The 10751-nt window shown below is 70.2% G+C and carries 9 protein-coding genes and 1 pseudogene; 5 read left to right on the top strand and 5 right to left on the bottom strand.

Annotated elements, in window-relative coordinates; genetic code table 11:
- Together EHS43_RS46630 and EHS43_RS25840 are read right to left on the bottom strand one after the other, a co-directional pair.
- On the bottom strand, positions 1-891 hold an 891-nt coding region (locus EHS43_RS46630), incomplete at its 3' end, for an AfsR/SARP family transcriptional regulator (RefSeq protein WP_312023440.1).
- A gap of 641 nt (positions 892-1532) precedes the next feature.
- Entirely contained in the window at positions 1533-1793 is a 261-nt protein-coding gene (locus EHS43_RS25840) for a three-helix bundle dimerization domain-containing protein (protein ID WP_125193156.1), read from the bottom strand.
- Between the two features lie 894 nt (positions 1794-2687).
- Here EHS43_RS25840 and EHS43_RS25830 point away from each other — a divergent pair.
- The 5 genes from EHS43_RS25830 (at position 2688) to EHS43_RS25810 (ending at position 7244) form a co-directional block, all read left to right on the top strand.
- Positions 2688-3929, top strand: a complete 1242-nt coding sequence (locus EHS43_RS25830) for a PP2C family protein-serine/threonine phosphatase (RefSeq protein ID WP_125193155.1) — start codon at positions 2688-2690, stop codon at positions 3927-3929.
- Positions 3930-4302: 373 nt separating this feature from the next.
- Complete coding sequence (locus EHS43_RS25825; RefSeq protein WP_312023439.1) at positions 4303-4854, top strand: histidine kinase; 552 nt, start codon at positions 4303-4305, stop codon at positions 4852-4854.
- A 34-nt stretch (positions 4855-4888) separates the two neighbouring features.
- Positions 4889-5476 (top strand): response regulator transcription factor, encoded by a 588-nt coding sequence (locus EHS43_RS25820; RefSeq protein WP_312023438.1) that lies wholly within the window; start codon positions 4889-4891, stop codon positions 5474-5476.
- A gap of 164 nt (positions 5477-5640) precedes the next feature.
- Positions 5641-6525 carry a hypothetical protein gene (locus EHS43_RS25815; RefSeq protein ID WP_125193153.1) on the top strand — a complete coding sequence of 295 codons (885 nt, stop codon included), beginning with the start codon at positions 5641-5643 and terminating at the stop codon, positions 6523-6525.
- Between the two features lie 137 nt (positions 6526-6662).
- Entirely contained in the window at positions 6663-7244 is a 582-nt protein-coding gene (locus tag EHS43_RS25810; protein WP_125193152.1) for a DUF4383 domain-containing protein, read from the top strand.
- Between the two features lie 230 nt (positions 7245-7474).
- Here the strand turns inward: EHS43_RS25810 and EHS43_RS25805 are convergent, their stop codons facing one another.
- From EHS43_RS25805 to EHS43_RS48060, 3 genes and pseudogenes are all read right to left on the bottom strand, one after another.
- Positions 7475-9277 carry a S8 family serine peptidase gene (locus EHS43_RS25805; protein WP_185806407.1) on the bottom strand — a complete coding sequence of 601 codons (1803 nt, stop codon included), beginning with the start codon at positions 9275-9277 and terminating at the stop codon, positions 7475-7477.
- Between the two features lie 280 nt (positions 9278-9557).
- A complete protein-coding gene (locus tag EHS43_RS25800; RefSeq protein WP_125193151.1) occupies positions 9558-10325 on the bottom strand; it encodes a class I SAM-dependent methyltransferase in 768 nt (255 codons plus the stop codon).
- A gap of 296 nt (positions 10326-10621) precedes the next feature.
- Positions 10622-10751: pseudogene (locus EHS43_RS48060) on the bottom strand (TetR family transcriptional regulator); the annotation flags it as partial.

The following is a 10751-nucleotide window of genomic DNA, read 5'->3' as shown; positions in this document are numbered from 1 at the left end:
TTCGGCCAGTGCACCTCGACGCCCAGATCGGAGAGCGCCTGAGCGCCCGGTCCGAGCAGATCGGTGATCTCCTCGTCGGCCAGGTCGACCGCGTCCGGGACCGCCGCAGAGAGCAGCGGGGTGAGCGAGGAGCCCGGTGTCGGCCCGTAGGACGCGTTGGTACATCGTCTGGAGGGCGGGGCCGGGGTCGACCCCCAGTTCGCGCGCGAGCAGTGTCTGTGCCTCGCGGTAGGTCTCCAGGGCCGCCGCCTGCCGTCCCGACCGGTACAGGGCGAGCATCAGCAGTTCCCGGAACCTTTCGTCCAACGGATGCTCGGCGACCAGCCCGGTCACCGCCGCGGTGGTCTGCGCGTGGACACCGAGGTCGAGTTCGACGGTGAAACGGGCCGCCTCCGCGGACAGGCGCAGCTCGTCGAGCCGCTGCCGCTGGGTTCGCGCGTACTCGCCCCGGACACCGGCCAAGGCCGTACCCCGCCACAGGCCGAGCGCCTCCTGAAGGTGTGCTGCCGAAGCCTTGACGTCTCCGGCACGCCGAGCCCGCTCGGCCCGGCCGAGCAGATCGCGGAAGGTGCGGAGGTCCAACTCGGCTGCCGAAATGCGGAGTTGGTAGCTGTTCCTAGTGGACCGGACCACGGACGACGCGGGGTCCCCGGCAGGCTCCAACGCCTGCCGCAGCCGGTGAACGTAGGTCCGCAGAATGCCGAGCGCGGAGGCAGGCGCCCTGGTTCCCCAGATCGCGTCGACCAGAGCGCTCCTCAGTACCTGGTGCCCCTCCGCCAGCAACAGCACGGCCAGCACCGCCCGTTGCTGGGGTGGGCCGAGCTCGATCTCGTCCGTGCCGCGCCACGCACTGACCGGCCCCAGCACCGAGAACCGTAATCGCTCGTCCACCAGTCTCCTCCTCGGGCAATCCGTGTCCGGAAACAGCGGGGAAGGCTGTATTCCGGGCCACCCGGGCGGATGGCTCCCGGATTGTAAGCCAGCTGCCGACCCGCGAGAGGGCTCGCAGATCAGCTCCGGCGGTGGTCCGTGCGGAGCCGGGCCGATGGGCACAATGACCGCCTGTGGCCGGGTCAGTTGTACGGCGATCCCGTCACGCGCGGACATCCCGGCACCCGGAACTCCGAGCGGCGGACGACGACCCCTCCCCGCGTGCCTCGGCCGTCACCGGCGCGGACGTCTGCTTTTCCACCCGAGTGCCGGCGGGTTGGGTTGCGCACAGTCGAGCAGCAGTGTGCCCAGCCCTGCCCGGTTGAGGACGTCGGCGACGTGGCGGTTGCGCGCTGGGCCGGCTGCTGCCGCTGCCGTGCGAAGCCACCACCGCCGGAGCGGAGCCGGGCAGTACCGTGCGGCGGTGGCGGGTGTCACCGCTCGCCGTCTGGCGTCGACACCGGGGGCGGTGGGCGGCTACCGGCACCCCGGGAGCCGGCCGACGTCGCCCGCTGTCCTCCGACAGCGGCCGGGCCCTCGCCCGCGGTGTCGTCGGCGATGGTGTTCGCGATGTGTCCGGCCCTCTTGTCCGCCATGTCCCGTCACTTCGCCTGCTCGCCGTCCTGCCTCTCGGACGGCATGTCGCCGCAGCTCGCGTCCAGCATCCTGCGTACCCGGCGTTCGACCAGGATGGGCACGTAGGCCCTGACCTTCGCCTCACGGAACGAGTCGAAAGCGGACGAGACCAGTGCCTCCACGGTCCTTCGGGCCACGGCGGGCCGGGCGGCCGTGAGCCGGGCCACCATGTCGCGGACGGCCGGAGCGTCCTGCGGTGAGCCGGGCGGGGACGGTCGCAGGGGCAACGCTGGTTCGGAAGGCTCCGTCAGAGCGCGGTCCCGAGTCTCGGGAAAGGGCGCCCCAGGGCGAGGGGTGCCCTCATCGACGGTCATGACCGTTGTGCAACGTCGCGCGATTCGTGCACCACAACCTCCACACCGCGCCCCTCGGTGGCGGACGCTGTCGTCGGAGAGCCGGTACCACGCACGAGTGTCGGTTGCGACGGGCGAGGCCGCCTCCCCTGATACGGGTGAAGCGTGACCGGCACGGAGGATGACGGGCGAACTGTCGATGAGGCCGATGCGGACAGCGGGCTGCGCCCGGGCAGCGCGGGCCGCTCCTACGACGGCGCCTGCACCCGGTGCGCGACGGTACCCGCAGCTCCAGGTCATCCCGTTCGAGACCAGCCTGCCGTGGGACGGGGCGGGCCCGACAGCGGCACAGTCGCGGTGGTCGGCGAAGTGGTTCACAACCAGGGCCGGACGGTGTGCCGGCATCGACCATGGTTACGGTGCACCGGCGTACCACGGATGGCCCGTCCCAGTGATCACTGGAGGCGGGAACCAGCGCCGTGGCGGGACGGATGGGTTCCGCTGTCCGCCCGGACCTGGCGACTGCCGTCCAGCCCTGTTGCACCCTGCCTGACCCCGTCGGACAAGAGAGGCGCCCCCGACCAGGATGACGCCCGTTCGCGGGCGGTCGGCTCTCGCGGTCACCCGTGCCCAGGCGCGCCGCGGCACCGACGAGACGATCTCCCCGCATGGACCGCCCGGTCCGCCGGCCTGCTGCGTCGCCGTCACGGACCGGACCCCCGGCGACACCGGCATGGGTGATCATTCCCCGAACGGCCGAATGGCGCCGAGAGTCGAATGACACCTAGATTGAAAGCACAGCAGTCGCGATCGCAGTCCAGGCGCGTGATGACAGCGGACATCCATTTCACAGCGTTCTTCGACGCCACCCCAAGCCCGTACATGGTGCTGGACACGGACCTGGTGATCAACTACGTCAACCCGGCCTTCCTGCGGAGCACCGGGCTGGCGCGGGACGACCTGGTGGGGAAGAACTTCTTCGCCGCCCTGCCGGAAAACCCCCTTGCCCCCGCAGAGGACGCAGAACACAACCTCAAGTCAGCACTGCTGCGGGTCCTGAGCGCCGGGAAAGCGGAAACGCTCGTACTGCAGCGCTACGACATCCCCGCTCCCGACCAACCAGAAGGGTTCGAGGAGCGTTGGTGGTCCCAGATCCTCACCCCGATTTCCGGACCCGACGGCGAAGTGAAGTGGATCGTCCAGCAGGCCGAGGACGTCACCGCCTTCGTCCGCTCACGCCGGGCCCGTGAACTCATCGAGGAGTTCACCGAGCGGGAGAAGGGCATGGCAGCCGAGCTGTACGTGCGGGCCCTTGAGCTGCACCGGCTGAACCAGGAACTGCGCCAGGCCCACTACCGCGAAAAGCAGGTCGCCATCACCCTGCAGGAAGCCATGCTCTCCGTCCCCGACCTGCACCGGCACAAACACGACATCGCCGTGCGCTACCTACCGGCGACCGCCTCGCTGAACGTGTGCGGAGACTGGTACGACATCGTCGACCTGCCTCCCGACCGCTACGCCGCCGCGGTCGGAGACGTCGTCGGCCACGGCCTGCACGCCGCGGCCACCATGGGCATGCTCCGCAGTGCCCTGGGCGCAGCCATGCGCGCCATCCCCAGCCCCGCCCAGGCCGTCGAAGCACTCGGCCTGTACGCCCGCTCCCTGGACGGCGCGCTGGCCGCCACCGCGGTCCAGGTACTGATCGATCCCCGCACCAGACTGATCATCTACAGCAGCGCCGGCCACCCACCGCCCGTCCTGCTCCATCCCGACGGAACCTGCGAGCTGCTGGACAAGGCCACCGATCCACCGCTCGGCGCCCGCGAGCACCACGTCCCCCGCCCTCAAGCCGGACTGCCCTACCACCGAGGGGACACCCTCGTGCTCTACACGGACGGCCTCATCGAACGCCGTGGCGAGGACATCGACACCAGCCTGGGCCGCCTGACCACAGCCCTCGCCCAGGACCGAACCCTCGGCCCCGACGCACTGGCCGATGCCCTGCTGACCCGCCTCGACGTCACAGCCGACATCCCCGACGACATCGCCCTCGTCATCATCCGCCTCTGACTCCACAAGACCATGCCGTACGGCCGGGGGCCTCCTCACCGAAGCGCAGGAAGGGCGGGCGGCAGCCCGCGCGCCTCCCCTCCCCCCCGGCGGGGCCGCTCAGGCGGGTGCGCGGTTCACGGTCCTGGGGTGACGGACCGGCCGGGCGAACTGCCACAGGCGGCCGACAGTCACACGAGTACGGCACCCACGGCGACGTGCAGGGTGCTGGTGAACACGGAGTCGGGCAGCGCGACCAGGAACGCGAACAGGGGCAGTACGACGGCGTACCCAGGTCGGGACCGCGGGGAGTCCGCGGGCGCGGATCGTCGTCGCCCCGAACAGGGAGCACCCCACGGCGAGGACGACCGCGAAGCCGAGGAGTGCCGGAAGCGTGGGGCCGGTCAGCCGTGTATCGGTGGTGTCGTCCAGACAGAACAGCACCAACGGGCGCGGCAAGAGGTGCAGGAGTACGCGGCGCGGGTGGCGGAACTGTCCGCCGCGACCGAGCGCAACCGACCGGCGCGACGTCCACGACAACCTCATGCACCATCTCACGGCGCTTACGGTCCAGTTGGAGATCCCCTCGGAGTTCGGTGACATGGACTCGGGAGCGGTGAGCCGGGCGCTGGCCGAGGGCAGGGAGTTGGTGCGGCTGGCGCTGGGCGACGTACGGCGGTCGGTGCGCGCGCTGCGCGAGGAGGTGCCGCGCCCGGCGCTGTCGGCCGCGTTCGCAGGATGGGCGCGTGAGGGCGGCTCGGGGCCGCCCGTCACCGTCGAGGTGACGGGCGAGGAGAACGGTTACGACATCGCGGCACTGACCGCGATGTACCGGGCCGCGCAGGTGGGGCTGACCAACGAGCTCCGACACGCCCGGTGCACTCGGGCGTCCGTGGACCTCCGGCCGGCCGAGGACACCGCACGGCTGACGGTCGTCGTCCCGTGACGGGGAGGCGAGCGGTGAGCCGACGGCCGCGCGCGTGCTGGTGGTGGACGACCAGCAGCTGATCCGGGACGGCATCGCGTCCCTGCTGCCGGTCAGAGGGCATCACGGTCGTCGGTACCGCCGTCAACGGGCGCGAAGCCCTGGCGAAGGCCGTCGCGCTGAGGCCCATGCCGTACTGATGGACGTACGGATGCCCGGACTGGACGGAGTCGAGGCCGTCGCCGTGCTGCGCGGCCGGATGCCGGAGTGCCGGGTCGGGATGGCGACGACCTTCGCCGACGAGGAGTACGTCGTCCAGACAATACGGGCCGGCGCCAGTGGATGTCTGCTCAAGGACCTGCCGGCCGACGAACTCGCCCAGGCGATCCGCCTCGCGCACGCGGGTGTCACCCAGCTCGACGCCTCGGAGCTCAGCCGGCTCGCGGTCTCTCTGCCCGCGCCCGCCCCGGGACCGGCGGAACTCGCCGCGGCCCTCAGCCCCCGCGAGATCGACATCCCGCGGCGCGTGGGACAGGGCTGTATTAACCGGGAGATCGCCGCACAGCTCTGTCTCAGTGAGGGCACCGTCAAGAAACCGCCTCTCCCTGCGCGACCGAACCCAGGCGGCACTGCGCGGCCGTGACCTCGGCCTGCTGTGAACGCCGGGCATAACCGGTCCGCCTTCGAATGTCTTTTCTCTGCGCCAATGTCACGCCGTTCGTGCATCCGGTGGCCGATCCCGCCCCGAACGTACTTCAGGGTGTGCCCGTATTCAGCGGCGCTCTCTCCGCATATCGAGGAGAATCCATGCTGGACAGCGCAGTGCACGAAGCGGCTGTGGAAAACGCGGAGGAATTGCTGACCTGGCGCGGTCTGGGCCTGGAGACGATGGCTTCCCTGCTGGTCGTTTCACTGCGTCGGACAGGTGACCGCTCTTTCCAGGGCCAGTGCCAGTGGCCCCGCGCCCACCCCCTGAACGAACGGACCACCACGGTGCAGCACCACCCTTTGATCGCTGTCGAAACCACCCGGCAACTGGCCGCTGCCATTCAGCGCCGGCATCTTCTCACCGACACCGCCCCGGTGTACGGGGCGGTGTCGGTGAGACTGGGCCTGTCTCGGGGCGGACAGCCCGTGGAGAGCGGCAGCGCCACCGACGTGGCGGTCCGGGTGATTCTGAGCGACCTCGTGACGAGCGCCGGCAGCCCGGTCTGCTTCTGTGTCATCGCCGAGTACCTGTACGCCGGGTCGCCGTTCGCGGCCTGCGCGATGCGATTCACGGCATCAGGGCCTGAAGAGCGCGAGCCGCTCGGCGAGGCAGTGAGGCCCGGACTGCTGCACCCCGCCGCGGCGGCGGTGGGCGCGGCCGCCGACCCCGACGTGCTGCTCGCCCGTGACGCCCGGGGCCGTGTGGTGATCGCTCCGCGAGACCCGGGCCACCCCGTGCTTCTGCCCGGCAGGCCCGGCAGCCTGACCACCCCGGCGGTGCTGGAGGCCGGTCGGCAGGCGGTCCTGTTGTCCTCGGGCATGACGGCTCACGCGGTGGTGGGACTGTCCGCGCACGTCAGGTCACCGGTTCCGGACAGGGGCGCCGCCGTGGAAGTGGTCCCGGAACACGGCAGGACCCGCTTCGTGGTGAGCGTGGGCGGCCATGTGGTGGCGACGGGGGGCGTGAGTCTGTTGCGGTCCTGAAACCGACGTCCGGTGATTTCCTCGTCCTGGTGCAACCGTCCGGCGGTTCTCGGGCGAATGGTGTGGTGAGTGGTCGAAATTCAGGGCTGCTGAGCGGAATACCGCGATGCGCTCGCTTTGCGGGAAAGGAATGGGTCATGAAACTGAGCGACGAGCTCCCCGTGGACCACAGACTCGCCACGGTGTACCGGTACGGCGCAGCCTTCTGCGGCCTGACCCTTCTGCTATTCGGCGCCCTCGGATTCGCCGACGAACTGAGTCCGTTCAGCACCGACGGGGACAGCATCGCGGGTATGTCGACCAACGGCGTACTGAGTCTCGTGTCAGTGGTCGTGGGTTTGGCACTCGTCGCCGGAGCCGTCGTCGGAGGGAATTTCGCGTCGACACTCAACATGGTCGTGGGAACGCTGTTCCTGCTGAGCGGTTTTGCGCACATCTTCATCCTCGACCGGCCGGCCAACTTCCTCGGTTTCGGCATGACCAACGTGATGTTCAGCTTCGTCATGGGGCTGATCATCCTGACGTTCGGCATGTACGGACGTGTGTCGAGCAGGTTGCCGCACGACAACCCGTACTGGCGCCGCCGGCATGCCCGTGAGGCGGCTCGTGAGTCCCTCGCGGCCCGTCGCCGAGAGCGCGGCGAGGAGCTTCCTCTGCCCGTCGGCGGTCCGGCGGGCCGACAGGCGCTCGCCGCGTCCGAGAAGCGCGGCGAGGGGTGAGCCGCGCCGGGAGCAGCAGTTCCGCAACAGGCCGGACCCGGGGGAGGGCGGTCTCGGGTGTACGGACGACCGTGGAGCCACGGCCCTGCTCTGCCTGATCATTCGGATACGGGCATTGGCCTCGAGGCGGCGCCTGCGGCGAACGACTGGGCCGGGGCCGGGCCAGTGACGTGGTGATCCCGACGACGGTGTGTGCGCCGTCGGGACCCCCGTGTTCTCTGCTGCCTGCGCTAGAAGGTCAGGTTCCAGGCGTCGATCTTGCCCGTGTCCGAGGCGGCATTGTCGTTGACGCGCAGCTTCCAGGTGCCGTTCGCGACCTCCGAGGAGGCGTTCACGGTGTAGGTCTGGGCGATGTTGTCGGCGCTGCCGCCGGCGCGGTTGTGCAGCGTGTAGACGGAGCCGTCCGGCGCCACCAGGTCGACCTTCAGGTCGCCGATGTAGGTGTGCTTGATGTCCACACCCACCTTGAGAGTGGCCGGGGCGTTGCCGGTCACGCCGGTCACGGCGATCGGGCTCTCCACGGTCGCGTTGTCGTTGATGGCGAAGTCCGCGAGGTTCTCGAAGTACTTGCCGGCCGGCGGGGTGGTGCCGACGGCCTTGAGGGCGTCGACCTGTCCTTCGCCGAAGAACGAGTTGTTGGCCGTCGTGCCCGTGCAGCGGCTGTCCGAGGGGCAGGCGACGTCGTTGGCCTGCTCGGCCAGCTTGGTGCGGAGCTGCGCCGGGGTGATGCCCGGGTTGGCGCTGGCGAGGAGCGCCGCCACGCCGACCACGTGCGGGGTGGCCATCGAGGTGCCGCTCTTGCTGCCGTAGCCGCCGCCGGGGACGGTGGAGTACACGTTGCTGCCCGGTGCCGCGACGTCGATGACACCCTGCCCGTAGTTGGAGAACGAGGCCTTGGTGACGCCGGTGCCGTTCGCCGCGACCGTGACCACGCCCGGCAGTTCGGTCGGGATGTCGAGGCAGGCGTTGGTGATGGTGCGGGTGACCGGTGTCGAGTCGTTGGGGCTGGCGGAGTCGGTCGTCTTGTGGGCGAGGTCGTAGTTCTCGTTGCCCGCGGCGGCGATCTGGAGGGAGCCCTTGCCCTCGGCGTACTCCTGGGCGCGCTTGACGCCCTCGATGATGGCCGCCTGGTCGATGTTGTCCGGGCAGTTGAACTGCCACGGGTCCGTGTAATAGCTGTTGTTGGTGACCTTGAAGCCGTGGTCACCGGCCCAGACGAAGCCGCAGATGGTGTTCTCGGCGAAGAAGAAGGAGTTGCCCGGCTCGGCGACCCGGACGGCGGCGATCTTCACCCCGGGTGCCACGCCGACGACGCCCTTGCCGTTCTTGGCCGCGGCGACGGTGCCCGCGACGTGAGTGCCGTGCGTGTCGACGTCCCGCCAGGCGCCGGTACGGGTGTCGGGCTTGCCGTAGGCGCAGGAGACCGAGTCGGCCGCGTCGAAGTTGGGCGCGAGGTCCTGGTGCTGGTCGTCCACGCCGGTGTCGAGGATGCCGACCGTGACGGAGGCGGAGCCCGGGTTCACGGCCCAGGCCTGGTCGGCCTTGATCTGGCTCATGTCGGCCCGGACCGGCTCCCCTGCCGGGGTCGAGGCCTGTGCCGGGTTGGGCGGGAGCGCCGGGTCGTAGGCGGCGGCCGGGACGTCCGAGGTACGCGTGGCGCCGACCTGCTGCACGCCCGCGACGCCGCGCATGGTGGCGGCGAAGGTGCTGGACGCCGAGTGGGCGACGATCACGCCGATGGCGTCGAAGTTCGAGAAGACGGTGCCGCCGTTGGCCGTGATCGCCGAGCGGACCGCCGAGTTGTCACCGGGGGCGGTGATCACGAGGTAGGCACGCGTCCCGGCCACCCAGGCCGCGGTCTGGGACGCCGACGCGGTGGCCGGGGCGTGGGCCTTGGCGGCCGGCGCGGTGGAGGGGCCGACGGGGAGCGTGCCCGCGAGGGCGCCCGGGGCGCCGAACGCGAGGGCGGCACCGAGCGCGGCCGACAGAGCCAGCGTGCGTCTGGAGCGGCGGCTGGATATGTGGGGTATCAATGCGTCCTCCGGAGACGGCCCGGCCATGCTGAGAGCACCGGCCTGACCGTAGGAAACGAGTGGTCGGTGCAAGATGTCAGGTGCATGCTCCTGTGCGGAAGTACCTTTCCGTGCAGAGACGTCATGCAGGCATGGCTGAAAACCGACCTGGACCGGGCTTCGGGTGTTCGGATCCACCGGGGACTCGGCGACGTCGACCGCGCGGTGCCGTACGCCGCCGGCCCCTGCTGCCGGCCGTCCCGGGAGCAGAGGCGGGCGATGACTTGTGGGGGTGTGAGGGTCAGGCCCGTCGGCGAGCTGTGTAAACGGTTGCCGTCATCGGTGCCGTCACGCGACCGCTGCCGAGGTGGTCTGTCATGTGCTGTGCGATGGCGGCCTGGAGGGCTTGCAGGTCCTGGTGGGTCTGAAGAGCTGCGCTGACGGGCGTGCCGGTCAGGAACCCGGTGGCGACGGAGGCGGCCGATTCAGCGATGCCCTCCAGGGTGACCTCCTCGGTGTCGGTGACCGTCAGTCCGGCGGCCTCCAGGTCCGCCGTGACCTGCACCGGATCGGTGTAGCCGTGCGGTACTTCCGGGAGGAACGTGGGTGTCCCGTCGGGAATGGCCTCTTCCAGCGCGTTCTGGAACGCGGCCCCGAATCCGTGCGAGGCCACCGGGCCCCAACTGCTGAACAGGAACTGTCCCCGCGGAGCCAGAACCCGGCGGACCTCCGCGTAGGCGGCGGTCCTGTCGGGGAAGAACATCACTCCGAACTGGCACACGACGAGGTCGAAGCCGCCGTCCTCGAACGGCAGCGCCTGGGCGTCCGCCTGCCTCCATTGCGCACGCGGCTCCAGTGCCGCCCCGGTGACGACCATGGCTTCGTTGAGATCGGTCGCCACCACCGAGGTCGAGGGCGTCGCGGCGAGCAGCGCGGAGGTCAGCGCCCCGGTTCCGGCCGCGAGTTCCAGAACCCTGCGGGGCTGCAGGGCGGCCGCCCGGGAGGCGAGGTCGGCGGCGAAGGGCCGGAAGAAGACCGGCGCGAGGTGACGTTCGTAGGCTTCGGGCATGGACCGTGTCCACCGCCGGTTCGCATCGTCCGCGTTCACTCGACGGACAATACCCCTGTGGGAGATCAAAGGGGATGACTTGGGTCATTGCGGATGTGCGCCGATGGGCCGTGCGTCGCATGAGGCAAGTGACGGGAGTACCCCTTCTGTACGCGAACAGGAAGCTGTACGCGAACAGGAAGCTCGCTGGACCCGCGTCGGGTGGCCAGGGCCTGTTGCGAAAGGTGGCGCGGTCACCCGAAGGGCGGCCACGCGGCAGGCACCTCTTCGTATCAGGCTCCGGAGGATCGCTGTCCCTAGGAGCCGTGGGCCGCGAGCGGAAGACTGCGCAGCGACAGTGCGCTCGGCGCCGGCAGCGCTCCGTGGGCCGCCTCGACGCGGAACGACTGGAGCAAGTACGCCACCAGACGCCGGGACGCGGCACGG

The sequence above is a fragment of the Streptomyces sp. RP5T genome (assembly GCF_003933965.1).
In the GTDB taxonomy this organism is placed as follows: Bacteria; Actinomycetota; Actinomycetes; order Streptomycetales; family Streptomycetaceae; genus Streptomyces.
The sequence above is the reverse complement of the archived record's forward strand: the minus strand, read 5'-3'. Positions and strand labels throughout refer to the sequence as shown.

Coding starts and splice junctions, on each gene's coding strand:
- EHS43_RS25810 (WP_125193152.1), top strand. CDS start 6,663: ATGAAACTGAGCGACGAGCTCCCCGTGGACCACAGACTCGCCACGGTG.
- EHS43_RS25830 (WP_125193155.1), top strand. CDS start 2,688: ATGACAGCGGACATCCATTTCACAGCGTTCTTCGACGCCACCCCAAGC.
- EHS43_RS25815 (WP_125193153.1), top strand. CDS start 5,641: ATGCTGGACAGCGCAGTGCACGAAGCGGCTGTGGAAAACGCGGAGGAA.
- EHS43_RS25800 (WP_125193151.1), bottom strand. CDS start 10,325: ATGCCCGAAGCCTACGAACGTCACCTCGCGCCGGTCTTCTTCCGGCCC.